Below are 23,346 nucleotides of genomic sequence, written 5' to 3'. Positions count from 1 at the left end.
ACTCAGATTTTTTCCCGAACGAACACCGTGAATGAGGTGATACTATGCAACGCCAAAGAGACGAACGAGGGCGCTTTGTAAGAGGTAATACAGTGGCAGTAGGTAACAAAGGAAACCGTCATTCAAAATATGGCAATGAGAATGCAAAAAAGCACGGAATGTATTCTAAATTGTTATTTGCTCAAGAAATAGTTGGTGATGAACTTATTTTGCATGCCTTTCACAAAGGCGTTTCTATCCGCTTCTATGAAGGTGAATGGATTAATAACGGAGACAGCTTCATTATTCTTGGTGAAAAAGGAGAACAAGCTAAAGAATTGTTAGGAATGCCATTTAAAAGAGTGAAAGTTAAATAGCACTTAAAAGGCGGTGGAAATATTGACTTTAGATGAACTAAAACGCTTCTTCAAAAAGCAAATACCTGCAGCATACGAATCATTAAAAGAAGCGGAGACCATGCCAGAAGGTGAGGTAAAGCGTTATAAAATATCCGCTGCTATTGAGGTAATTGAAAAGGCACAGGGTATTCTTGAAAGTTGCTGTACCGATTTGAAATTTAAGGATGAGCTTATCCTAGCTCATAGGGTTGAGAATGTGCCAAGAGAACGTACAGCCATGATTTTCTTTGATTACGTAAATACCGAACCCACAAGAGCTATTAAAAATTTAAAAGCATTAGAGGATTTAGCGTACAAAAAGCTACTTAATCTTTTAAACAATCAGGAGATCTGTTCAGAAGATTTATCAAACACTACACAACAAAGTATGGCTGACCGCTTAAAAGCAAGAGAACAACGAATGAAAGGGTGATAGCATGCTAACAGACAGTCAATTTTGGGCGTATTTACATGCACAACGAGAATTAGAAGAAATCGAACGAGTATATCAAGCGGAGCGACAAGAAGCCTATGAAGGTATTGCTCCGACGATAACAGGTTTCGATTATGGCAGCGGACGCATCTACAAATTGGCTTGTCACGTTGAAGATTATGCTATTTACCTGGTAGAGCTTTATGAAAAACGAAATCAGCGTATGAATCGAATGAAAAAGCGTGTTGAAGTATTAGAAGAAGCAACTTCCCTTCTCTATGATGACGAGCGAGCGCAGTATGAGGCTTGGAAAGTAAATCCTGTTGATTTATACCCTGATATATTAAAAACGCTGAGAGAGTGCTTAAACTACGTTTTAGAGCGGGAGCAAATAAAAGAATGTGCTCATGAAATGTCAGTGACTGAATGGGATGCGCAGATAGAGGCTATGGATGATGAAGAACTGTTTTCAGATTACTGGGATTGTGATGGTTCATTCGATCAGGACATTATGAAAAGACGGGAGAAAGAAAAACAGTATGGCCGGGTTGAATTATCGGAAAGCTCGTTACAGAAGTATGCTGAAAAGTTTACGATAAAAGACTTCTTCCGTAAGACAGCAGCGTGTTATTAGCATTGTAGGTACTATGTATGTTCTGTAAGTAACTACATAGAAAGGAGAAGCGTATATGTTTTGTGTCATTCAGAAAATGCAAAAGAAAAAGCCAGATGCGTATGGCGCACGCAAAGAAATCATTGTCACTGAAACAAAATTCGGCTTTGTTGGTGAGGAACCGAAAACATCATACGGTTACACATACAGCGATAAACGTTTTGAACGCCCTGTATTAGATGCTTATAAAATTAGTATACATCACAGCTACCGAGAGAATGGCAAAGTGAAAAAGAAACAATGGGTTATACGTACCGTGAGTTATTACGACTTGATAGAGTATTCGCTTTATGATTGCGCTGATAGTAGCATAAGAAAAGTCGCAAAAGAAATGGACAAAGAGGAAGATTTTCTTTACGATCTGATTTATGAAAAGTTGAATCCCATCATTGAGAAAATCGAAGCAGAGTTCCAACAGACAGAAGAATATAGGGCTAAGAAAGAACAAGAAGCGATTCTTAGAGCACATAGAGAAGCGGAGGCGGCATTTGAAAAAGAATATGGTCAGGGCGAATATCAGTATTGCTATGACGTATTTGGTGCATTGCGTAATCCAACTTACTTAGAGGAATTAAAGGTTAAGAAAAAGGCGAAAGAAGAATATGCAAAGCGTAGTTACGAGGAAAGTTTCAAACGTAACTACAGCAATTATTCGGATGCAAGCGGTAGTAGTTACTCAAGTGATGGATCTAGTAACTACAACGAGGATGAAAAGAAGATACTTCACGAACTTTACCGATTGGGTTCCAAGAAGTTTCATCCGGATGCATGCGGTGATGATGGTAACAAGATGAAATTCTTAACAAAATTAAAAGAACAGTGGGGACTATAAGTTAGTAAAGGGCAGTCTATAGCTTAATATGACCACTGTTAGTAAAATAAAAAGGGGGTAGCAGGGTGTATCCATTAAAATTAGATTTAAATGGCGCTTTATATATACCAGTTGAAAAACTAATTGTTCCTTGTGTAATTGTGGTATCTGATGGAAAGGCGAAATTGCAACCATTACAAGCTTTTGGAACATTGGAAGTTATTGTACAAGATAATAAGGTTTCTCGTATAAATAACAAGGAATCTATTGTGTTTTAATGTATCATTGAAGTAGAAAGATAGAATAAAAGTCTATCGGAAGAACCGAGGACAACAAGCGAAATTGGGCAATACACCCTTTTTCCGTTTGTTGTCCTTTTTATATGCAAAAACGAAAGAAATGAGTGATGAAAAGTGGACTCAAAGGAATTATTTACGGAAGAACAAAGATTATGGTTATCCAAAATTAATTTACTGCAAGAGGAAATAAATCATTTCAACTTAAAAACCAAACGATTAAAGATTGACTTGCAATTATGTACAAACAATAAGCGCTTAAAACGCATTAAAAGAGCTTACAAAAAGCACTTGGAATCATGGGAAAAACTCAAAGAGAAACTTAAATTCTTAAGGGAACAGTATGAAGGGCTAACAAGGGGTGATTAAATGACCAGTGCTAGTATGCGTGATATGTATGTTGGTATTTATTTTAGGGACGGAGCAACAACAACTTTACAGCATTTAAATCAGGTCATGGATAACATTGGAGATGAAATAGTCAATGTTGGTCAAGGATTAACTCATACGACACAGGGCTTTAACCATTTTGGTCATGCAGGTATATCAGCTTCACAAAACGTTGCACACGGATTAAATAACGCCGAAACGGAGGCTGGACAATTAAATCAAGAAGTACAACATGTTAGTAAAACATTAAATGGTTTTAAATCAATGATGCGTGGTCTTACAGGGATAGTTGCTGGTGTATTTGCTGCTAATGAGGTTAAAGAGTTTGGACTTAGTTCAATCGAGGCAGCAGCTGGAACACAAGCTATAAGTGCCCAATTTGAACAAGTTTTTGGGCAAAGCCAATCATTGGCACAACAGACGGTGAATCAAATGGGGAAAGATTTTGGTATGGTTCCTAACCGAATTAAACCAGCATTTACGAAAACAACATCTCAATTTCTGGGGTTAGGAATGAAAATAGAATCTGCCATGAAAAAGGCTGAGCAAGCTACTTCTATAAGTGCAAATGCTGCGGCATTTTTTGACGTTTCAATGGAAGATGCTCAAGGTTCTTTAAATAGTTTTATCAAAGGGAACTACGAAGGCGGTGAAGCTATTGGGGTATTCGCGAATGAAGCCCAATTAGCTGCTTTTGCAGTATCCAAAAAACTAGTAAAAACTACAAAAGAATGGTCAAATTTAGATGAAGCTACTAAACAAGCAACACGATTAGATTATGCAGAAAATATGTTGGCAGCCGGTGGAGCTATTGATGAAGTTGGGAAGAAAACTGGTCAAGCTAGTAGAGAAGCGAATTCTTATGAAAATCAACTAGGTAATCTTAAACAATCTTGGACGGACTTAAAGGCAGGGATTGGAGGACCTTTATTACAGCCGTTTGTTGATAGTATGGCCAGTGCATCAAAATGGATGGAAAACTTCGACACTGACAAGTTGGTCAATAAAATCGATCGTGTAGTTTCTTTTGCGGGAACTGCTAAGGATACCGTCATGTCTTTAGTGAATGACACAGGAAATGTATCTAACTTGTGGCAAAACTTCGGTATTTCAAAAGATGCGAGTGATGAGATTGCTTCAATTGCTGACACCATGAAAACTACATTCGTAGCAGGTATAGGTGTTGCAGAAACGGCCTTTAACGGATTTAAAACAGGTTTAGGCTGGGTAATCGATAATAAAGAGTTAGTTATATCAGGCATAGCTGGTATTGCAGGTGGCTTCACTGCATTTAAAACAATTAAAACGGGATTAGATATCTTTGAGAAGGTAAAGTCAATTGGGAGTATAGGTGGTATGGTAGCAAAGTTTTCTAATCCAATAGGTATTGCAACAATCGCTATCGGAGGTCTAATAACTGCGGGTGTTTATTTGTATCAAAATTGGGACACGGTCAAGGAAAAAGCTTTAGGACTATGGGAAACGTTGAAAAATAATCCTATGGCTGCATTGGTGGCGGGACCTATTGGTGGGCTTATTGCTGCAGGTATATCCTTGTACAATAATTGGGATGACATTAAAACAAGAGCCATTTCTTTATGGACTACAACTACAGAAAAGTTTACAGCTATTAAAGAATCAGTTTCAAACTTTGTGCAACCAGCAATTAGTTGGTTTGATAGTCTATCGACTAAATGGAGTGAATTCAAATCGTCTATATCCAACTTCAAAGTACCGAAATGGATATCTACTATAGGTAGCACAATTAGTGGTGCCGCAAGTACCGTTAAGGGTTGGGTCACAGGTGGTCCTGACGGATCTCATGCTACAGGCCTTGAACGTGTACCTTACAATGGTTATATTGCTGAATTGCATAAAAATGAGGCCGTCTTAACTGCCCAACAGTCTAGTACACTAAGATCAATGGGGATACTTTCATCAAACGGTGATGGGACACCAAGTTTAGATTTACAACAAAATACAACGCCTTCAGAACCAGTATCAACGACTTCTACTGTATCAACCACAAGGACTTATGGTGGTGTTCAAGTTATTAATACGTTCAATTTAACATTTCACGGTACCAATGATGCTAAGGGAATTGAAAAAACAATAAGAAACGTTGTACCACAATTAATTAGAGATACGATTGGCGATATGATTGATACAGAAATGCAAACCATGTAGGAGGGTGGAGTTTGATGTGGTTTTGAGAGTGGAATTTATAGAAAATTGTTCCATAATGTTGCCTTTCCTATTATGAATGACTGGGAGGTGATAAAGATGAAAATAACAGAATTAGATTACAACAAATTAGCTAACGCACTCTTAAAAACTCCGTTAGTTTCTATGAAACTAAATCATAAACATTTAAGTAGCTCTTTAAGAGATTATGTTTCACCAGATGCAGGATTGGAAGTTGAATATGTCAGAGATTTGTTTACTTTGACTACTGATGAAATCATTACGAAATGGTATGGTGGAGATGAAAAAGCCCCCGAGTTACTTTCAAATTTATAGCATTTAGGACTGCGCTCTATAAGAGGCAGTCTTTTTATTTTTTATTAAGCAACTAGCATAATGGGGTGATGCCATTGATTGAACGAAAATTAAATCCAAAGCAACAAGCCTTTGCTGACTACTACATTGAGTTTGGGAATGCTACTGAAGCTTATATTAAAGCAGGATATAACGAAAAGGGTTCTCGTGCTAATTCTGCAACATTGATAGCAAATGATAGCGTTAAAGCCTATATAGACAATCTTATGGAGGAGTTGAGCAGTTAACCAAGAAGAGATGAAGGAAGATGACTGATATTTATGTTTCTTGTAAAATATTTGATAAATCAAATAATAATGGAGGTATGGTTGTGGCTAAAAAAAACGAAATAAACCAGGTTAATATTGAGGTTAAAATAGCTGAACTCGAACTAGAAATTGTTAAATTAAAAATTCAGCAGGTAGCGGAAGAGGCATTTTTACAAGGAGTAGAGTATGGAAAGCAACAGCATAAATGGCCTCCTTTGTTAACCAATTCGGATTTAAAAGAAATATTTCAGTGTAGTGATACTGTAGTACATCAATTAAAAAAAATATCCGGCTTTCCGAAATTCCCATATATGCAAGCTAGATACCCAAGAGACGAGGTATTCGAGTGGATAAAAAATAATTCAATTTAATAGCTTACAGCATGTTTCACCAATTCAAAAGTTTCGAAGTCGTTAGTGAGAGACTAGTAGATTACCTGTATCAAAGCAGCATTTGAAATATAGCTTATATTGAGCATTCAATACGACGTTACAACTAATCCATAAACAAAAAATGCATCCGCTCTATAAGAGTAGATGCTTTTTGTGATGTATTTAGATTTTGTCCCCATCTTCCAAGAAGAAAAATCCTTCATATTTAATGCCTAATGCTTCAGCAATCTCAATCAATTCTTTCTCACTAAAGTTGTCACGTTTAAATTTATTGTATAAGTTTTGAGGTTTAGTGCCTAATTTTTCAGCGAGATCAACTGCAGATATTCCTTTTTTGATTAAAAGAATTTTAATTTTTTCAGCCATCATTTTATAACCACCTCCTATAAGTATTATAACATTAAAAAGTTTGTTTTTGTAACTATTAAATTTAATAATGTAACTAATATGTGTTGACAATGAAACTGTTTAGTTTTATTATGTAATCAATAAGTTACATTTTTTGTTTAGTAGACCATCAATGGTTAGTCGGTGAATGGACAAGAAATAGCCGACGTGTTGCAGGAAGGCAGGTGAGACAGATGATGTACTTTGGTTTTGTAATCAGTCGTGAAGATGAAGCGAATTTCCCTCACTTCTCAAATGTGACTGAGGCGCGTGCTTATTTTCAAAAGCGCTATGGAGATCTTTATAACCTCGGAAGTAGAGAAAGACAATTCGATGGCTACTGGGGTGGTTATATTTATTTTGATGATGTTGATGGGCAACCGGTTCAAATCGGTGAAGATGGATCCGTGCATGTAGTTTATTAATTTATGAGGATTAGAAATCGAGGAGGGAGTGAGGATACATGAAAGTAACAGCTAAAGAATGGTGTGCCATGTCAGACCGCAACAAGCAATTACTTTTGAATGCAGTAGCTAGATAAAGGACAAGGTGGACTTCATAAAGCAATTAACAGACAAGGCTAGCAAAAAATAACAAAAGCTATGTTAAAAGGGTATATGTGCTACTTACACAGCGCATTAAATAATGGTTGAAAGCGAGGAATATTGTAATGGCAACGAAAAAACCTAACTACTTTATTCGTAGCAAGTACGCAGACGGATATTTACTACTGGAAGCGGTGCACGTTGAAACTGATATAGTTTTTCATAACTATCAAATTATTGCCGAAAATGAGCAAGATGCGAATCTCACAATAGAAGCCTACAAGCGTTTTATGTCTAAAAATGACAATGCTTTACGCTTTATGGCGTTGCATTTGGCGGATACTTTAGAAGTGGATTATAAAGGAAAATCTGCTAATGAAATAGCATTTTTAATAGTTGCTAAAATAAAAGAATCTGATATACGAGGGGAGCAATGATAATGAAATTACGGCAGTTCGTGGTAGAAAATTATCGTGTTTCGTTACATTACAAAGCTGGTATAGCAAAGGTGGCTTTAGAAAGTACGGATAACCACTTTGCGGTGCATTGCTATTGTACACAAGTAGAAGATATGCGTGAAGCGTTTATTTTGTATCAGGCATATAGTCGATTCATAGAAAGTCATTATGTTTATGTTTTACTAAATTTTGCTATATATGAGCATTATGGGGCGGAAATAGTTGGGTGTTATTTGGATGAACTAACTTCTGAAATCCAGACAGTAGTACAACAAATGAAAGAGGTGCAAGCAGATGAGAAACATTAAAAATATTGATTTTATGGAAGGTTCAAACTTAGCCATTTTAGAGGAATATTGTACAGATCGTTGGAACGCATTGGCTGAACGTACTAACACAGAGTCATTCATTCGTATGACTGGTAGACAACCAGTGAACTATGAAGAAGTGCAAACGTGGGTGAAAGGATTGTCAGAAAGAAAAGAAGTAGCCGCAGCGTTGGCAGACGCTACAGCCGAATTGATTCATGCCCTTTGATGTGCAGGGATAGTTTATCATACAGTTTTATTATATGGCAATTAGAAGAGTCTTACAGTACAATGTAAGGCTTTTTATGTTGTTTTGAACTGCCTCAAACAGCCAAAATACTATGAAATGAGAATGAAGAGTTAGGTGTTGCTTTGAGGGCAAAAAGTTATTACATATATTTCATCTTCTGGGTTATGATTGGGTGGGGGTGAATTGAAATGAACAATATCTATCTAATTACTATTCAAGATATTTCTATTTTGGAACTTGAAGAGGGGGAAGAATTTTGTGATTTTGAGGAAGCTAACATGGGTTATTTTTCAGGTACAGAAATAGAAGTCCAAAGTAAGTGTAGAGAATTGGAAAATAATATGTCAAACAGACATTTTATAGATGAAAATAATATATTCCCTAGATTTGTGTACGAAAAATTAAATGAAATAAAATAAGTGCAAAATTTTTCAATATAGACGAAAGTTTAATAATGAAAATAAATATCCTTCGGGATGTTTTTAATTTGCATAATAAAATAGGTACTAACTGCCTGCCTTCATAATTTTAAGGTATTCGGTAGAACTTTTGAAATTGTAATATTGTATCAAAATGTTATTTCAAATTTTAAAAAAATTGGATTATTATTTTATTTTATAATATTTTGTAAATGAAGATGAGGAAGATATAAAAAAACAAATCATTCTGTAAATATTCAAAAAGGTATACACATTGTGGATGGTCAGGTGATTAAAGGAATGGTTAGACATATCCCGTTCGAATTAAATTTCTAAAGGAATTAAACGGAATATGTGGAATAAATAATGGTGATAATGGTAGCATAAAATTAAAAAGATAAGTATAATTTTTATGCTTAGGGCTGTTTAAATTGTGGAGGTGAAGAAAATGCAAATTTACAAATTATTTTATAAAAATCCAAACCTGAAGGATATTAGTAAAATTGTTGGTGGTGCGCCGGTGATTATCGGGAAATCCTCAGAAAGTTTTGGTGTTAGGGTTGATCCGGAACATTACCGTGAATTTATAAATGGCATTAGTAAACACTTGAAAAATGCAAAAATTAAGCAGCATATTATGACCGATTTTAAATTTATAGAATTAATCAAGAGGATGGAAACATTAAATATCTGTGTAAAAGATATTAATTTCTATGACGCAGACCAATTACAGGACGATGAAATTGTACAGGAATTAAAATCAGCACTATGGAAAGAGAGTAATAATGAGATAAAAGAGCTTATTATAGAAGCTGTAGAAGCTGGTATGAAAATCCAAAGTATAATAGTTTATCTGGATAAAGGTGATCAAAGTCAAGAAAGAGTTGGGATTTTTTCAAATGGAACAATTACTATTGAGAATTCATCCACGTTAAAAAAAGAAAATTTACGGATAATTGATTTTTTAGTAAAGGGGCCAACTGCCATTTGAAGAAAAAAATTGTACCTATTTTGATTCAAGCCGGATCTAACATATTAGCTCTTTGGTTTGTTTTTGTAAAACAGGAAGGCTTTTTCATTAGTGTCCTGCAAAAGTTTGATATAAACACCCAAGCTGCACAACGCGGTATTTTGGCTGCATTGGCTGTATTGTTTGCTAGTTTAACTATAAATTTTTTAGAGTGGTTAATTTTCGAAATTATTTTTAAGCCTGTTGAAATTAAAGTCAATTTCAAGAATATAAAAAATAATCAAATAAAAAAACTTCTTATTAATTATTCTGCATCTAAAATGTTGGAAGCAAAAGCTGTTTACTTATTTCATATAAATATAAGTGGAGGTAATAAACTAACCAACATTTTATTAAACTGTTTGAAAAGCGATATTATTATTAAATACAGACCTGAATATTATCAAACTGAAATAAGTAATGGTTGGATTGATGAAAAACCAAGTAATCAAAATTTTGTATATAAAGACAAAAAAGAGAATACTAGAATTTATTGGACTCACGTTGTTCAAAAATCAGGGGAAATTGAAGATTCTATTGAATTAAGACCTGAACTAATTATTTGTCCTACGAACTTCAATTCACCCAAGTCACAAGTGGAATATGTAATAGGATCACATTATCATAGTTTTAAAATTTTGAGATTTGTATTTAAAATAATTAATAGATATTTAGTGAAAATAGATAGCAACAAACTACAAATTATGCTTAAGGAGGAAAGGAACTAGTGGCAGGTACTACTATTTTGAGTATAAACGAAGAGATTAAAACTCTAGAACAAGTTGAAGAAAAGATTTTGAGTATAAATTGTTCAAGTACTATAAAGCACGTTAGTGAACAAGTATTAGAAGCATTATCAGAGCAAGAAAAGCAATTGCTCTCATTATGGCGTAGAAGTGATGATTTCCCTGGGGAAATTCAAAATTTTACTTTGCCAAATGAAATACAAATTCGTTATTTAGTAAGGGAAACTTTCATAGAGACTTCTAGAAGAAAGGTTAACATGTTTGATGAAGAAGGTAAATTATTACCTAAATCTCAACGTACTATTACGGATTCTATTCAGACAGTTTTTTTTGAAATTGGGGATCGTATTTATGTCATATTAAACTCCACTAATTTGATTTCAATAAATAAATCAAAAAAACTATTTGGTGATAAGTTGAAAGAGACTGCTGCAGGAGAAATCGAAATTACAGAATATATGATAGATCCAGATTTGTTTTATTGGTTATTTTTTAAACATGAAAAAGATAATGGAATATTAGAACCACGGTTTGAAGTATCGGATATTGCTGGTTTTGTAGGTAATATTGCAGATGAAAATCACACTATTAAAGGGAATAGTGTGGATACACCATCGTTGTTAGTAACAAAAGCCTTTGTTAGTAAATTTCACCCTTTCAGATCATTGCATGTTGTATTAAAGTATCAGAATTATACTTTAGATTTTATACTAAATGATCGTTCGGAATGTTATATTAATCCTGGTTGTTCAATACCGAATATAAGAATTGATAAACAAATTGCAGCTAGTATAATTATCTATGGTTTTATTATACCTAGACTATATGAAATTTTTAGTGAAGATGAAGTTTGGAAAAGAGATACCACAAAGCAGGATTTTACTAAGAATATGGGTCTTGAAGTTATAAAAGAAATAGCTGATTTTCATGGAATCAGTGCAGAAGAAATTAAAGCTTTGATCAAGTCTGAAGATGCAAAAGAAGCATAATAAAAGAAAGGTTGAATCAGTCATTTAATGATTCGATCTTTCTTTTATTTATTAACTATTTACTACGTTATAGTTAAGCGCTTTATTCTAATTCGGTTACATACCCATTCCTGTACACACGCTCGCCATTTTATTATCCAGTCTCATTCAGTCACACATTAGCCCCACTTAGCCCCAAAACAATGCTATTACAAGCAGTATTTTGCATTATAAAAAATTGGATAGATACTTAAACTGTTGATATATCAATGGTTCATTAGACTTTCGTGTTCACTTTGCAACCGTCCCATATTAGGCTGGGTAAAATAAATAAGACATTGTAAATATGATTGGTTGAATGGGGTTAGCTATGAGCTAGCCCCATTTTATATTTTTGAAATGAAGAATGAGCCTTAGCATAAAATTGAAACTTATTTTATTTTGTTGCGTAGATAAAATAGGTAATAGTTTATATATTACAAAAGAGAGAAAGATTGTTGAAAATAAAATGTATGTTTCTTCAATTTAAATAAAGGAAGGAGGAGTATTATGATTTGGTCACTTCTCATTAATGATTTATTCATTTTTGTCAGTTCAATGGAATACTTTTGGCTATTAGCATCTTTGGTTTTAACTGTACTAAGTGTTCATTTGCATCTGTATCTTGTTCATGAAATAACCGTTCAAGAAGTGAAGGACGAAGAGTTTGAAGTTGACTATAATATCACTAATACTTGGACTCCACCTATGCTAACGTGGTTTGTATTGTGTATTAGAATGTCAGAAAACAATGAGGAAGAAAGTGTATCTCCTAGTTTGAATTAAACTATAAACTAGGAGGAAAACCATTGTTAACATTTTTAGCACAACCTATTATTAGTCTCATTCATTTCATCCATTCTTTTACAGGGAGCTATGCAGTGAGTGTCATTGGCATAACGATTGCAGTCAGATTAATTCTTATGCCGTTATTTATTCAATCGGCAAAACACCAAAAACACTCAAAAGAATTAATGACTACCATTAAGCCTGAATTAGATGCGCTTACAGACAAATATAAGAATAGTCAAAGCGAATCTGAAAAAAGAATGGTACAACATAAAATCCAAGAGCTAACTTCAGATTCATTGAAAAGTTCTTTATTAGGATGTTTACCAATTATCATTCAATTACCGATATTATTTTCACTGTACTACGCAATTAAGCTAGATTCAGTGATAGCCAGTGAAAATTTCCTTTGGATGAATTTAGGTACGATTGATATGGGGATTTCGATGATTGCTTGTTTGATTTATTTCATTCAAAGCTGTATAGCCCTAGAGAAAAGTCAACCATTAAATATGAAGATAATGGTATTTATTAATCCAATCATGATCCTCATTTTTAGTCTGTTCAACCCAGCGATTATCCCCATCTATTGGACTGTTAGTGCTTTATTGTTAATCGTTCAACAATTGATTATAAAAAAATGGTATAGATAAAATGAAATCCTCTCTCTCCGTTATTGGAAGGAGAGGGTTTTTATTTTCTCTAATAAACTTGTTATGGAGCTTTACATCACTTCTATCTTGAAAAACCATAAGTATTCATCCTATAATAAAAAGGTTATAGTAAAAGACTAAAAAGGGGCATCCGTTATGACGAACGAAGTAAGATCGCAGGTGAACATTAAGCTCATTTCTACCATTCGTCCAAATGATGGGGAGTCCGAAAGTTATGAAATGTGGCTCAAAGGGCAACTACTTGAAAAAGCGGGAAGCTTGTATTTGAAATATGATGAGGTGCAGGAGGATAAAACTATCCGCACAACGATGAAGTTAGGTCATGAGAAGGCACTCATTATGCGTGCTGGAGCGGTTAATATGCGGTTACCACTGAACATAATCGAACACCAAAAGGGGCATTATGAAAGTGAGTTTGGTTCTATGCCACTTGTGATTGATACGAAAAATATGATGTTTACAAAACAGGCAACAAGCGGAGATTTCCATGTACAGTACGATTTACTAATGGGTGGGCAATCGGTTGGCAATTATACATTAGATATTACATTTACGGAGGTACAATGATGAATGCAGTAGAACAAGTACAACAGGCTATTAAAGCAGCGATCGTGCAGGCTGTTGAAAAAGCTGGCTTAGTTGAGTCTGGCACAGAATTATCGATTCACTTAGAAACACCAAAGGATAAAGCAAATGGTGACTATGCAACAAACATTGCGATGCAATTAACGAAGTTAGCTAAAAAACCACCTCGTGCTATCGCGGAAGCTATTTTAGAAAACCTTGATACAACAGGCACAGATATTGAAAAGATTGATATTGCTGGTCCTGGCTTCATGAATATCACAGTGCGTAAAGATTTCCTAACAGCGGTAGTTACGCAGGTGCTTGAGCAAGCTACTGACTATGGCCGCTCAAATGCTGGCGCTGGGGAAAAGATTCAAGTGGAGTTCGTTTCAGCAAATCCTACTGGAGATCTTCACCTAGGACATGCTCGTGGCGCTTCTGTTGGTGATTCCTTATGTAATGTGTTAGATATGGCTGGTTACAGTGTCTCTCGTGAATATTATATTAATGATGCAGGTAATCAAATTAATAACTTAGCTTACTCATTAGAAGCTCGTTATAAACAAGCATTAGGAATGGCAGCTGAGATGCCTGAAGATGGCTATCATGGGCAAGATATTATTGATATTGCGGGTAAATTAGCTGAGGAGCATGGTGAAGCGATTCTAGCAAAATCAGATGAAGATCGTTTTGCCTTCTTCCGTCAGCATGGTTTAGCTTTAGAATTAGATAAATTAAAAACAGACCTAGCAAACTTCCGTGTAAATTTTGATGTCTGGTATTCTGAAACATCTCTATATGAAAACGGGAAAATCGAAGTAGCATTAGATAAATTAAAAGCTAATGGACATGTGTTTGAAGAGGATGGTGCCACTTGGTTCCGCTCTACAACATTTGGTGATGATAAAGATCGTGTACTAATTAAAAATGATGGGTCATTCACCTATTTAACGCCAGATATTGCTTACCATGAAGATAAAATTGTCCGTGGCTTCGATAAATTAATCAATATTTGGGGAGCGGACCATCACGGTTATATTCCACGTATGAAAGCAGCGATTCAAGCACTTGGCTATGATCGTGATACGTTAGAAGTGGAAGTTATTCAAATGGTTCAGCTTTATAAAAACGGTGAAAAATTCAAAATGTCTAAGCGTACAGGGAATGCAGTAACAATGCGTGAGCTTGTAGAAGAGGTTGGCCTTGACGCAGTTCGTTACTTCTTTGTCAAAACAGCTGGCGATTCTCATATGGACTTTGATCTTGATCTTGCAGTATCACAATCTAATGAAAATCCTGTGTACTATGCACAATATGCGCATGCACGTATTTCGTCTATTTTACGTTCAGCAAATGAACAAGGCTTTGCTGCTACAACAGTACACCTCAATTTGTTAACAGCAGAAAAAGAAATTGATTTACTGAAAAAGATTGGCGATTTCCCAAAAGTGGTAGCTGAAGCAGCGAAACACCGCACACCACATCGTATCGCAAACTATATTCAAGAGACAGCAGCTGCATTCCACAGCTTCTATAATGCAGAAAAAGTATTAGATGCTTCAAACAAAGAGTTAACAGAGGCTCGTTTAGCATTAATCACGGCAGTGCGCACAACAATTGCGAACGCACTACGTTTAATCGGGGTATCTGCACCTGAAAAAATGTAATTAGATTTTAAGCTCCTAACATTTAAAAGTGTTTGGGGCTTTTTTTTCTTGGATAAAGTGCTAAAAGTGGCGGATATAACGGTAAAAGTGACGGATAGAGTGTCAAAAGTATGGGATAGACCGTGGGGAATTAGCTGTCTCAAACTTTATTTTTCTGTTAATTTCGAAAATTTTGTTGAAGTTTACGTTAACGTCAATGGTATACTGTTGCCAATTAGGAAAGGGGAGATGGTTTTGAAGACGATTCAGGAGGTAGCAAAGGAGTTTAATGTGTCTACGCGGACAATTCGTTATTATGAGGAACTTGGACTTCTTTGTCCCCATCGCTCATCTACCAATCAACGAACCTTTTCCAAAAAAGAATTGGCGAAGCTCAAGCTTATTTTCAGAGGTAAGCGTTACGGATTTTCGTTGGAAGAAATCAAAGAGATGGTTTTACTATTTGATTTTGATCGCTCGGGGATTCAGCAACTAGAGCGAACGGTTGAATACGGAGAACAAAAAATTCAAGAGATTGAGAGTAAAATAGCTGAGCTGACGCAGATGAAACATGAATTACAACAAATGCATGGCATGTTTAGTGAAAAATTAGCGACTTTTAAGGGAGAGATGCAAGATGAATAGTTCCAATTTGTTAGCACGTAATGCCCGTAAATATCCGAAAAATGAAGCCGTTATTTGTCATGGCAGAAGAGTAACCTATCAAGATTTAGATCAGCAGGTGACATGCTTCAGTCATGCTTTACTAGAGCAGGGAGTAAGGCAGGGGGATAAGGTTTTAATTTTTATGCCAAACGTTTTAGAGTTTGTTGTTAGCTACTTTGCTATTCAGCGTATCGGAGCGATCGTTGTGCCAGTCAATGCAAAGTTTACATTACAGGAAGTAGAGTACGTGGCGCAGCATGCCGAAGCCAAGGCCATTGTCGTACATGAGGCTATTTTTGCAGCAGTTGAACAGCTAGCTGGTATTCCGATAAAAATTAAAACAGGTCAAGAAAAAGCAGGATGGTATCAGTATGAAACAATGCTACAAAATGCTAGTACACAAACGATTGATTGTCAGTTGCAGGAGGATGATCCTTCCACGATTTTATATACATCTGGTACGACAGGAAAACCAAAGGGTGTGTTATTTAGCTACCGTAATATTTTAACAGTGGCGCAAATGATTGCTGTTGAAATGGAGGTAAAACCTGAGAGCCGTATTTTGCTCATGATGCCATTAACACACTCAGCACCATTACATTTATTTTTAATGGCTGGTGTATTGGTAGGCTCAACAAATGTATTAACACCAACTTTTACACCCGATTTATTCATTGATTCCATTGAAAAGGAGAAAACAACACATTTCTTTGGTGCACCTGTTGCTTATTTATTAACGGCACAGCTGCCAAGACTCCATTCGGCAGATTTGTCTTCTATGAAATGGTGGGTCTATGGAGGGGCACCGTTATCTCAAAGTGAGGTTCGATTCATTCAGCAGGCATTCCGCACAAATAATTTGACTTGTGTATATGGATTAACAGAGGCAGGTCCAAGTGGTTCATTATTATTTGGCAAGGAGCATGAAGCAAAGGCAGGAAGTATTGGTCAGCGGGCGCCACTTGGTACAGAGTTGCGTATTGTGAATGACAGTGGAGAAGATGTAAATGTAGGCGAAGTGGGGGAAATTGTCTTGTTGGGTGAGGGCAACATGCTTGGCTACTATAAGGATGAAGTAGCTACTAATGAAGCCTTTATTGACGGTTGGTTAAAAACAGGAGATCTAGCTCGCAAGGATGAAGATGGTTTTATTTGGATCGTTGATCGTAAAAAGGATGTCATTATTTCGGGTGGTGTCAACATTTATCCGAAAGAAATTGAAGATTGTTTATTGAGCTTTGAAGGGATATTCGAGGCTGCGGTAATTGGTGTACCACATCCGCAATGGGGGGAAACTGTAAAGGCGGTGTATTCTGCTAAACAAGACATCGATGAGGAAGCTTTGAAAGCTTATTTAGAAGAACATCTTGCAAAGTTTAAAATACCACGTATTTTCGAAAAAGTGGAAGCGCTACCACGCAATGCATCAGGCAAAATATTAAAACAATCTTTGAAGGGGCAAGAGGTGAGATAGCATGAAAGTATTACAACAAGAAGAAATGCGTACTTCGAACTTTTTTACCGAGGATGAAACGCTTCAAAAAATATTAGAAATGATGTTAGATAAAGAGTTTTTATCCTATGCACATCGAGAGTTAACAGATTTTGGTGAGCTATGTGCAGGTGATATTGATACGAGGGCAAAGTATACAGATCGACAGGGAGAGCCTCGCCTTCAAAGATATGATGCCTATGGTGAAGAGATATCAGAGGTTTGGGTTAATGATGGCTATAAAAAGACGATTGAAGAGACATATAATACAGGGATTGTCGGTTATGTACACAAGGATATTCCGCAGCTAGGTCACAAGGGTAATTATGTTTATAGCTTTGCGCAAGGTTATATGCTATCACATGCAGAGCCTGGTTTTTACTGTCCCGTAACATTGACGATGGCTACTGCCTATCTATTAGATCATTATGCGGATGAAGAGGTAAAGCAGCGTTTTTTACCACATGTTTGTGCAACAGGTGACACAGATTTATATGAAGGTGCGACATTTTTAACAGAACGTCAAGGAGGCTCTGATGTTGGTGCAAATGTGGTGGAGGCTAGAAAGGATGGCACTGCGTATCGTCTATATGGTGAAAAATACTTTGCCTCCAATGCAGGCATGTGTGGTGTAGCGATGGTATTGGCGCGACTAGAAGATGCGCCAGCAGGTTCCAAAGGCTTAACGTTGTTTGCAGTTCCATGGCGCAAAGAAGATGGAACAGCGAATCATCTACGTATTCGCCGACTGAAAGATAAACTAGGGGTTCGGGCTGTTCCCTCTGGTGAGGTAGAATTTGAAGGTGCACTTGCCTATGTTGTAGGAGAGCAAAATAAAGGGATTTATTACATGCTAGAAGCACTAAATCTATCAAGAATTTGTAATGCAGTCGCTTCAATTGGTATTATGCGCCGCGGCTTCTTAGAGGCAAAACATTATGTAACCAATCGACATGCATTTGGCAAGCCCTTAACACAATACCCTATGATTCAGGATGCTTTAGGTAAATTTGCAGCTAAGTTGCACGTGGAGGTAGCGACAGTTTTTGATCTTATTCAGTTATACGATAAAGTGACGAGTGGACAGGGAACACAGCAAGACCTTATTATGAATCGTTTATATATTGCCATTATGAAAAAGGAAACGGCAGAGCAAGCCGTTCATTATGCTAGTGAGGCAATTGAATTACACGGAGGTAATGGCTATATCGAAGACTTTGTAACGCCACGCTTATTAAGAGACGCGCAAGTGTTGACGGTGTGGGAGGGGACGGCTAATATTTTGGCCTTAGAACTCATTCGTTTGGTAGATAAGTTCCATGCCCATGAATTGTTTGTACATGAGATGAAGGAACGATTAGACAAATTAGCTGACAGCTCATTGGTACAAATCGTTAAAGAAAAATTGGAGGATATGTCTGCGAAACTACAACTCTTTAGCGCTTTAGACGAAGCGACGAAAACTTTTGAAGCAAAAGATATGGCGAAAAAGATGGCTCATCTTTATGAAAGTGTTGTAGCGGTTGAATGGGCACATAAATTTGGTGGGAAATATGAAAAACTTGCGGACGTTTATTTAGAGCAGACATGGTCATTAAGAGAAATGGGTGCTCAAATGAAAACAGTCCAATACTTTTCTGAAATTGTATAATAGCTTGGAAGTCGTCTTGAATGGAGGCGACTTCTTTCATTTTCATGTATAATGAAATCAACTGAATATTATAAAGGTTCTTTACTTAAGTAAAGTGAAAAGGGAAATCGGTGTAATTCCGATGCGGTCCCGCCACTGTAAGTGTGAGTTTTTTCAAATGATGCCACTGAATATTTCGGGAAGGCTTGAAAAATCGCAAGCAGCACTAGCCAGGAGACCTGCCTTTATAACGACATACAACCTACGAGGATAGGGTGGTGGATTTTGTATCAGTTTTTTGGTGCGATTTTGACCCCTCATCTTTCAAAGATGAGGGGTATTATTTTGATTAGAATAAGAAATATCGCACGGATCAACCAAGGAGGATTCACATGAAGAAATTTTGGAAAATAGGATTATCAGCATTTTTAGCAGTGGGCTTGCTAGCTGCTTGTGGACAGGAAGCAAAGGATAACAAGCCAGCTAATGAGCAGCAAACACAGCAAGAAAAGGCACAGGTGGATGAAGCAACATTCCCAATGACAATAACAGATGCCCTTGGTAAGGACATTACACTCGAAGCACCTCCGGAGAAAATTGTTTCACTTATTCCAAGTAACACTGAAATTCTTTTTGGACTCGGTTTAAATGATGAAATAGTTGGTGTTACTGACAACGACGATTATCCACCAGAGGCAGCTGAGAAGGATAAGGTTGGCGGCATGGAATACGATATTGAAAAAATTATTGCCTTAAAACCAGATATCGTTTTTTCTCACGAATCTAGCATGTCTCTTTCAGAAGAGGCTATTGCACAGCTTGAATCGGCAGGTTTAAAAGTATTTGTAGTAAAAAATGCACAAGACTTTAATGAAACATATACGACAATTGAGCAGCTTGGACGTGCTACAGGAAAATTACCAGAGGCAGAAAAAATTGTCGCTAATATGAAGGCTAAAGTAGAAGGAATTTTGACTAAAGTCAAGGACGTTGAACCAAAAAAAGTGTTAGTTGAAGCATCGGATGAGCCAGATATTTATACAGCTGGTAATGGCACATTTATGAATGCAATGCTTGAAATGCTCAATGCAGAGAATGTAGCTGTAGATGGCGATAATTGGTATAAAATTGATGCAGAGCAAATTATCGCGAAAAACCCAGATGTCATCGTGGTGACATATCATTATGTACCAGATATTTTAACGAAGATACCAAAACGTGCGGGCTTTGATACGATTAATGCCGTGAAAAATAATGCGATTGTGCAGGTAGATGAAAGCACAACAAGTCGTCAAGGACCACGTTTAGCAGAAGGTCTAGAAGAATTAGCAAAAGCGATCTATCCTGAGGTATTTAAGTGAAAAAAATAGCACTAGCCTATACACTAACATGTACGCTTCTTCTTATTAGCATCTGGTGTGGCGTAGCAATAGGCTCAGTTCATATTCCACTAGAAGTATTGTGGAATAAGGCGGTTGATGAAACAGCCGCCAATATCTTTTGGAAAATTCGTTTGCCTCGCGTGTTATTAGCGGGACTAGTAGGCGCATCTCTAGCTATTGCTGGAGCAGCATTCCAAGGTTTATTAAAAAATCCATTAGCAGATCCATATACACTAGGGGTTTCATCAGGGGCTTCTGTTGGTGCTGTTTTAACGATCTTTTTTAGTATTTCTATACCTGTTGTCGGTTTGTATGCGCTGCCAACCTTCAGTATGATTGGTGCTATCATCACGATGGTAGTTGTTATGAGCTTTGCTAGACTCGTAGACCGCTCATTGAAAATGGAAACGTTGATATTAACAGGTGTTATTTTTAGTTCATTTTTAGGTTCCCTTATTTCATTAATGATTGCCTTATCTGGTGAAGAATTACGTCAGGTAATAGGCTGGCTACTTGGTTCTGTTTCGATGCGTGGTTGGCCATATGTCCAAATGATCATTCCATTTGTGATTGTAGGTTCAATTATGCTATGGACGCAAAGACGAGAACTAAATGTTTTGTTGTATGGTGAAGAGCGAGCAAAACATTTAGGTGTTAATGTAAAGCGCAGTAAATATTTGATATTAGCAGGTGGCTCCATGTTAACTGGAGCGGCTGTAGCGGTTTCTGGCACAATTGGCTTTGTAGGATTAGTGGTGCCGCATATGACAAGGATGATTTGGGGTTCTGATCATCGCCACTTATTGCCATTATCTTTTTTTAATGGTGCAACATTACTTATTATTTGCGACTTAGTAGCACGAACAATCATTGTGCCAAGAGAGCTACCAATTGGTGTAATTACGGCATTTATTGGAGCACCTGTTTTCTCCTATATTTTTTATAAGCAGCGAAGAAGCAAGGGGGTACGGGCATGATTGTTGTTGAACATCTATCAGGTGGCTATGAAGATATACCAATCGTCAAGGACATTAGTTTTACCGTTGAAAAGGGGAAAATTCTTGGCATTCTAGGGCCGAATGGTAGCGGGAAATCTACATTATTAAAAGTAATGAGTGGTATTTTACCTGCTACTGCTGGAACCATTTCGATTGATGGACAAAATATTCTTTCTTATAATGCTCGTGCTTTGGCGAAAAAAATGGCTGTATTACCACAGCTTCATGCAAATGCTTTCTCGAACAGTGTGAGAGAGGCAGTTTCACTAGGGCGCTATCCGCATCAAACAGGCTTTTTCTCAAGTTGGTCTACACAAGATGAGCAGGCTGTTCAACATGCTATGCTTCAAACAGGTGTAAAGCGATATGAGCATACACCGATGGAATTTTTATCTGGCGGTGAACAACAAAGGGTATTTGTAGCACAGGCCTTAGCTCAAGCTGCAGAAATCCTATTACTGGATGAACCAACTAATCATTTAGATATTGCACACCAACGTCAAATTTTAGATATGGTTCGGAAGGAAGCTTTGGAATGTGGTTTAACGGTTGTTATGGTACTACATGATATGAATCTAGCGTCGCTTTATTGTGATGAATTGTTACTTATGGAGAGTGGGCAAGTGAGAGCAATGGGGGTACCCCATGAAGTATTAATTGCCTCTCAAATTGAAGAAGTTTACCAAGCACGGGTGACTACATATGCACATCCTGAAATACCAAAACCACAAATTACCATGATGCCGGCAGCTACTAACTACCAGCAGCGCGCTGTCATTACAAAAGAGCACTTTACGATAACCGAGCAATATATCAAACTTCAAGCAGAGCTTCCTTTGAAGACCGTATCCTCTGCAGTTCATAACCCAGGTATTGGCTGGCATAATTGCTTATTAAATCGCTCAGTTCTTGGTGATTATGTTATCAGCGATGTAAAAAGCGAAGTTAGTGATTTTTTAAAAAGGGAAAATTTTTCACCTACAAATACTGTTGTTATGCTAACAGCAGTACCAACAGCTCTAGTGGCCATTAATGAATTTTCAGCTCCTTTTGGCAGTTTAATCGTAGCTGTAACAGCTGGCGTAGGCAATGCAGTTGATGTATCTCGGGTGCATGAAAGACAAGATGAGCCATATATTGGTACTATTAATACATGGGTTATCATTAATGGTTGTTTATCGGAAGAGGCATTTTTTCAGGCATTAATGACAGCAACTGAGGCAAAAACAAAGGCGTTGCAATCAGAAAATATTCGTGATGAGCGCAGTGGAACCATTGCAACAGGTACTGCTACAGATAGTCTGTTAATTGCTGCAACTCAAAAAGGGGAAGAAATGCTGTATGGTGGCCCAATTACGGAAGTTGGTAAAATGATTGCAAAGGGTGTCTATGAAACAACAGTTCAGGCGATTAGGAATTATAAAAACCAGTTTTAGGAGATGAGAGAAATGAAGCTTTACACGAAAACAGGCGATACGGGGAAAACAAGTCTTATTGGAGGACGTGTTGATAAAGATAGTTTACGTGTGGAAACATATGGAGCAATTGATGAATTAAATTCCTTTATTGGGAAGGCTGTAAGTGAATTAGATCAAGCGCTTTTTAAAGATATTTTAACAGACCTAGAAACAATTCAGCATGAGCTGTTCGATGCTGGTGGAGACCTTGCTAATGTGATGAAAGAACGCCATTATAAATTAACAGAGCAACCGATTGAAGTACTTGAAGCTCGTATAGATGCTTTATCAGACGAAGCGCCACCTTTACAACGTTTTATTTTACCAGGAGGCGCACCAGCAGCGGCAACTTTACACATTGCCCGCACGGTTGCACGTCGAGCAGAGCGTGAAATGGTGACGCTTATGAAAGAAGTTGAAGATGTGCCAAAGGTTGTACAAAAATATTTAAATCGATTATCAGATTATTTATTTGCAGCTGCACGTGTTGTAAATGCGCGCTTAAACGTAGCGGATGTTGAATATATTCGCAGCGGAAATGTTTTTAAAAAATAAAAGTTTGATTTAGTAAATGTTTTTGTAGTCATATTAAAAGGTCAGATAATAAAGCCTCCTTTCCCCTATGAGGGATAGAGGCTTGTTTGCTTTTTTTAGCAATGTTCAAACGTTTACTGAATCTATGATATTCTGTAAGTATAAATTGATAAGGAAAGTAAAAAAATGCTACCTTGGAAAAA

General features: G+C 36.8%; 30 protein-coding genes and 1 riboswitch. Of the genes, 29 read left to right on the top strand and 1 reads right to left on the bottom strand.

Annotated elements, in window-relative coordinates; genetic code table 11:
* Positions 1 to 44 precede the first annotated feature (44 nt).
* From V1L66_RS20080 to V1L66_RS20035, 10 genes are all read left to right on the top strand, one after another.
* Positions 45 to 356: a hypothetical protein gene (locus tag V1L66_RS20080; protein ID WP_281115430.1), complete on the top strand. Its 312-nt coding sequence runs from the start codon at positions 45 to 47 to the stop codon at positions 354 to 356.
* 22 nt (positions 357 to 378) lie between these two features.
* Positions 379 to 810 (top strand): hypothetical protein, encoded by a 432-nt coding sequence (locus tag V1L66_RS20075; protein ID WP_333006401.1) that lies wholly within the window; start codon positions 379 to 381, stop codon positions 808 to 810.
* Between the two features lie 4 nt (positions 811 to 814).
* Positions 815 to 1,444 (top strand): hypothetical protein, encoded by a 630-nt coding sequence (locus V1L66_RS20070; RefSeq protein ID WP_333006403.1) that lies wholly within the window; start codon positions 815 to 817, stop codon positions 1,442 to 1,444.
* Positions 1,445 to 1,499: 55 nt separating this feature from the next.
* Complete coding sequence (locus tag V1L66_RS20065; RefSeq protein WP_333006404.1) at positions 1,500 to 2,315, top strand: hypothetical protein; 816 nt, start codon at positions 1,500 to 1,502, stop codon at positions 2,313 to 2,315.
* A 65-nt stretch (positions 2,316 to 2,380) separates the two neighbouring features.
* On the top strand, positions 2,381 to 2,572 hold the full coding sequence (locus tag V1L66_RS20060; protein WP_333006405.1) for an XtrA/YqaO family protein: 192 nt from the start codon (positions 2,381 to 2,383) through the stop codon (positions 2,570 to 2,572).
* A 135-nt stretch (positions 2,573 to 2,707) separates the two neighbouring features.
* Positions 2,708 to 2,959, top strand: coding sequence for a hypothetical protein (locus V1L66_RS20055; RefSeq protein WP_333006407.1), 252 nt, complete (start codon positions 2,708 to 2,710; stop codon positions 2,957 to 2,959).
* Positions 2,960 to 5,167: a hypothetical protein gene (locus tag V1L66_RS20050; protein ID WP_333006408.1), complete on the top strand. Its 2,208-nt coding sequence runs from the start codon at positions 2,960 to 2,962 to the stop codon at positions 5,165 to 5,167.
* Positions 5,168 to 5,263: 96 nt separating this feature from the next.
* A complete protein-coding gene (locus tag V1L66_RS20045; RefSeq protein WP_333006409.1) occupies positions 5,264 to 5,500 on the top strand; it encodes a hypothetical protein in 237 nt (78 codons plus the stop codon).
* Positions 5,501 to 5,574: 74 nt separating this feature from the next.
* The gene (locus tag V1L66_RS20040) at positions 5,575 to 5,766 is read left to right on the top strand and encodes a terminase small subunit (protein WP_333006410.1); all 192 of its coding nucleotides are present in this window, start codon (positions 5,575 to 5,577) and stop codon (positions 5,764 to 5,766) included.
* A 20-nt stretch (positions 5,767 to 5,786) separates the two neighbouring features.
* Positions 5,787 to 6,158, top strand: a complete 372-nt coding sequence (locus V1L66_RS20035) for a hypothetical protein (RefSeq protein WP_333006411.1) — start codon at positions 5,787 to 5,789, stop codon at positions 6,156 to 6,158.
* Between the two features lie 183 nt (positions 6,159 to 6,341).
* Here the strand turns inward: V1L66_RS20035 and V1L66_RS20030 are convergent, their stop codons facing one another.
* On the bottom strand, positions 6,342 to 6,548 hold the full coding sequence (locus V1L66_RS20030) for a helix-turn-helix transcriptional regulator (protein WP_333006412.1): 207 nt from the start codon (positions 6,546 to 6,548) through the stop codon (positions 6,342 to 6,344).
* A 212-nt stretch (positions 6,549 to 6,760) separates the two neighbouring features.
* On the opposite strand from V1L66_RS20030, the gene V1L66_RS20025 reads away from it, so the two are divergent.
* The 19 genes from V1L66_RS20025 (at position 6,761) to V1L66_RS19935 (ending at position 23,164) form a co-directional block, all read left to right on the top strand.
* Positions 6,761 to 6,991 carry a hypothetical protein gene (locus V1L66_RS20025; RefSeq protein WP_333006413.1) on the top strand — a complete coding sequence of 77 codons (231 nt, stop codon included), beginning with the start codon at positions 6,761 to 6,763 and terminating at the stop codon, positions 6,989 to 6,991.
* Between the two features lie 245 nt (positions 6,992 to 7,236).
* The gene (locus tag V1L66_RS20020; RefSeq protein ID WP_333006414.1) at positions 7,237 to 7,548 is read left to right on the top strand and encodes a hypothetical protein; all 312 of its coding nucleotides are present in this window, start codon (positions 7,237 to 7,239) and stop codon (positions 7,546 to 7,548) included.
* A gap of 2 nt (positions 7,549 to 7,550) precedes the next feature.
* Positions 7,551 to 7,877: a hypothetical protein gene (locus tag V1L66_RS20015; protein WP_333006415.1), complete on the top strand. Its 327-nt coding sequence runs from the start codon at positions 7,551 to 7,553 to the stop codon at positions 7,875 to 7,877.
* On the top strand, positions 7,864 to 8,106 hold the full coding sequence (locus V1L66_RS20010; RefSeq protein ID WP_333006416.1) for a hypothetical protein: 243 nt from the start codon (positions 7,864 to 7,866) through the stop codon (positions 8,104 to 8,106). Before V1L66_RS20015 ends, V1L66_RS20010 begins: the two co-directional genes overlap by 14 nt.
* A 209-nt stretch (positions 8,107 to 8,315) precedes the next feature.
* Positions 8,316 to 8,546, top strand: coding sequence for a hypothetical protein (locus V1L66_RS20005; RefSeq protein ID WP_258859109.1), 231 nt, complete (start codon positions 8,316 to 8,318; stop codon positions 8,544 to 8,546).
* A 448-nt stretch (positions 8,547 to 8,994) separates the two neighbouring features.
* Positions 8,995 to 9,537 (top strand): hypothetical protein, encoded by a 543-nt coding sequence (locus tag V1L66_RS20000; protein ID WP_258859108.1) that lies wholly within the window; start codon positions 8,995 to 8,997, stop codon positions 9,535 to 9,537.
* On the top strand, positions 9,534 to 10,283 hold the full coding sequence (locus V1L66_RS19995) for a hypothetical protein (protein WP_333006418.1): 750 nt from the start codon (positions 9,534 to 9,536) through the stop codon (positions 10,281 to 10,283). Before V1L66_RS20000 ends, V1L66_RS19995 begins: the two co-directional genes overlap by 4 nt.
* Entirely contained in the window at positions 10,283 to 11,290 is a 1,008-nt protein-coding gene (locus V1L66_RS19990) for a hypothetical protein (protein ID WP_258859106.1), read from the top strand. Before V1L66_RS19995 ends, V1L66_RS19990 begins: the two co-directional genes overlap by 1 nt.
* A 528-nt stretch (positions 11,291 to 11,818) precedes the next feature.
* Positions 11,819 to 12,094: a hypothetical protein gene (locus tag V1L66_RS19985; protein WP_016994177.1), complete on the top strand. Its 276-nt coding sequence runs from the start codon at positions 11,819 to 11,821 to the stop codon at positions 12,092 to 12,094.
* Between the two features lie 23 nt (positions 12,095 to 12,117).
* A complete protein-coding gene (gene yidC / locus V1L66_RS19980; protein WP_016994176.1) occupies positions 12,118 to 12,750 on the top strand; it encodes a membrane protein insertase YidC in 633 nt (210 codons plus the stop codon).
* A 156-nt stretch (positions 12,751 to 12,906) separates the two neighbouring features.
* Positions 12,907 to 13,338 carry a DUF1934 domain-containing protein gene (locus V1L66_RS19975; RefSeq protein WP_016994175.1) on the top strand — a complete coding sequence of 144 codons (432 nt, stop codon included), beginning with the start codon at positions 12,907 to 12,909 and terminating at the stop codon, positions 13,336 to 13,338.
* Positions 13,338 to 15,005: an arginine--tRNA ligase gene (gene argS / locus V1L66_RS19970; RefSeq protein WP_333006420.1), complete on the top strand. Its 1,668-nt coding sequence runs from the start codon at positions 13,338 to 13,340 to the stop codon at positions 15,003 to 15,005. Before V1L66_RS19975 ends, argS begins: the two co-directional genes overlap by 1 nt.
* A gap of 234 nt (positions 15,006 to 15,239) precedes the next feature.
* Positions 15,240 to 15,629: a MerR family DNA-binding transcriptional regulator gene (locus V1L66_RS19965; protein WP_244905044.1), complete on the top strand. Its 390-nt coding sequence runs from the start codon at positions 15,240 to 15,242 to the stop codon at positions 15,627 to 15,629.
* Positions 15,622 to 17,124, top strand: coding sequence for a long-chain-fatty-acid--CoA ligase (locus V1L66_RS19960; protein WP_333006424.1), 1,503 nt, complete (start codon positions 15,622 to 15,624; stop codon positions 17,122 to 17,124). Before V1L66_RS19965 ends, V1L66_RS19960 begins: the two co-directional genes overlap by 8 nt.
* 1 nt (position 17,125) lies before the next feature.
* Positions 17,126 to 18,793, top strand: a complete 1,668-nt coding sequence (locus tag V1L66_RS19955) for an acyl-CoA dehydrogenase family protein (RefSeq protein WP_333006425.1) — start codon at positions 17,126 to 17,128, stop codon at positions 18,791 to 18,793.
* Positions 18,794 to 18,850: 57 nt separating this feature from the next.
* Positions 18,851 to 19,034, top strand: a riboswitch (cobalamin riboswitch).
* A 130-nt stretch (positions 19,035 to 19,164) separates the two neighbouring features.
* Positions 19,165 to 20,133: an ABC transporter substrate-binding protein gene (locus tag V1L66_RS19950; RefSeq protein WP_036078226.1), complete on the top strand. Its 969-nt coding sequence runs from the start codon at positions 19,165 to 19,167 to the stop codon at positions 20,131 to 20,133.
* Positions 20,130 to 21,131, top strand: a complete 1,002-nt coding sequence (locus V1L66_RS19945; protein WP_004231533.1) for an iron ABC transporter permease — start codon at positions 20,130 to 20,132, stop codon at positions 21,129 to 21,131. Before V1L66_RS19950 ends, V1L66_RS19945 begins: the two co-directional genes overlap by 4 nt.
* Positions 21,128 to 22,588: an adenosylcobinamide amidohydrolase gene (locus V1L66_RS19940; protein WP_333006427.1), complete on the top strand. Its 1,461-nt coding sequence runs from the start codon at positions 21,128 to 21,130 to the stop codon at positions 22,586 to 22,588. Before V1L66_RS19945 ends, V1L66_RS19940 begins: the two co-directional genes overlap by 4 nt.
* Positions 22,589 to 22,600: 12 nt before the next feature.
* On the top strand, positions 22,601 to 23,164 hold the full coding sequence (locus tag V1L66_RS19935) for a cob(I)yrinic acid a,c-diamide adenosyltransferase (protein WP_004231536.1): 564 nt from the start codon (positions 22,601 to 22,603) through the stop codon (positions 23,162 to 23,164).
* The last annotated feature ends 182 nt before the right edge of the window (positions 23,165 to 23,346 follow it).

The organism is Lysinibacillus sp. IITD104, assembly GCF_036698265.2.
In the GTDB taxonomy this organism is placed as follows: domain Bacteria; phylum Bacillota; class Bacilli; order Bacillales_A; family Planococcaceae; genus Lysinibacillus; species Lysinibacillus boronitolerans.
Note: the sequence above shows the minus strand (reverse complement) of the source record. Positions and strands in the feature narration are given on the sequence as shown.

What these genes read in the sequence shown, in the direction of transcription:
- V1L66_RS20005 (WP_258859109.1), top strand. Translation starts at nt 8,316, where the DNA reads ATGAACAATATCTATCTAATTACTATTCAAGATATTTCTATTTTGGAA.
- V1L66_RS19950 (WP_036078226.1), top strand. Translation starts at nt 19,165, where the DNA reads ATGAAGAAATTTTGGAAAATAGGATTATCAGCATTTTTAGCAGTGGGC.
- V1L66_RS20070 (WP_333006403.1), top strand. Translation starts at nt 815, where the DNA reads ATGCTAACAGACAGTCAATTTTGGGCGTATTTACATGCACAACGAGAA.
- V1L66_RS19940 (WP_333006427.1), top strand. Translation starts at nt 21,128, where the DNA reads ATGATTGTTGTTGAACATCTATCAGGTGGCTATGAAGATATACCAATC.
- V1L66_RS20050 (WP_333006408.1), top strand. Translation starts at nt 2,960, where the DNA reads ATGACCAGTGCTAGTATGCGTGATATGTATGTTGGTATTTATTTTAGG.
- V1L66_RS20025 (WP_333006413.1), top strand. Translation starts at nt 6,761, where the DNA reads ATGATGTACTTTGGTTTTGTAATCAGTCGTGAAGATGAAGCGAATTTC.
- V1L66_RS20030 (WP_333006412.1), bottom strand. Translation starts at nt 6,548, where the DNA reads ATGATGGCTGAAAAAATTAAAATTCTTTTAATCAAAAAAGGAATATCT.
- V1L66_RS20020 (WP_333006414.1), top strand. Translation starts at nt 7,237, where the DNA reads ATGGCAACGAAAAAACCTAACTACTTTATTCGTAGCAAGTACGCAGAC.
- V1L66_RS20080 (WP_281115430.1), top strand. Translation starts at nt 45, where the DNA reads ATGCAACGCCAAAGAGACGAACGAGGGCGCTTTGTAAGAGGTAATACA.
- V1L66_RS19935 (WP_004231536.1), top strand. Translation starts at nt 22,601, where the DNA reads ATGAAGCTTTACACGAAAACAGGCGATACGGGGAAAACAAGTCTTATT.
- V1L66_RS20000 (WP_258859108.1), top strand. Translation starts at nt 8,995, where the DNA reads ATGCAAATTTACAAATTATTTTATAAAAATCCAAACCTGAAGGATATT.
- V1L66_RS20035 (WP_333006411.1), top strand. Translation starts at nt 5,787, where the DNA reads ATGACTGATATTTATGTTTCTTGTAAAATATTTGATAAATCAAATAAT.
- V1L66_RS19985 (WP_016994177.1), top strand. Translation starts at nt 11,819, where the DNA reads ATGATTTGGTCACTTCTCATTAATGATTTATTCATTTTTGTCAGTTCA.
- V1L66_RS19960 (WP_333006424.1), top strand. Translation starts at nt 15,622, where the DNA reads ATGAATAGTTCCAATTTGTTAGCACGTAATGCCCGTAAATATCCGAAA.
- V1L66_RS20010 (WP_333006416.1), top strand. Translation starts at nt 7,864, where the DNA reads ATGAGAAACATTAAAAATATTGATTTTATGGAAGGTTCAAACTTAGCC.
- V1L66_RS20065 (WP_333006404.1), top strand. Translation starts at nt 1,500, where the DNA reads ATGTTTTGTGTCATTCAGAAAATGCAAAAGAAAAAGCCAGATGCGTAT.
- V1L66_RS20045 (WP_333006409.1), top strand. Translation starts at nt 5,264, where the DNA reads ATGAAAATAACAGAATTAGATTACAACAAATTAGCTAACGCACTCTTA.
- V1L66_RS19975 (WP_016994175.1), top strand. Translation starts at nt 12,907, where the DNA reads ATGACGAACGAAGTAAGATCGCAGGTGAACATTAAGCTCATTTCTACC.
- V1L66_RS19955 (WP_333006425.1), top strand. Translation starts at nt 17,126, where the DNA reads ATGAAAGTATTACAACAAGAAGAAATGCGTACTTCGAACTTTTTTACC.
- V1L66_RS20015 (WP_333006415.1), top strand. Translation starts at nt 7,551, where the DNA reads ATGAAATTACGGCAGTTCGTGGTAGAAAATTATCGTGTTTCGTTACAT.
- argS (WP_333006420.1), top strand. Translation starts at nt 13,338, where the DNA reads ATGAATGCAGTAGAACAAGTACAACAGGCTATTAAAGCAGCGATCGTG.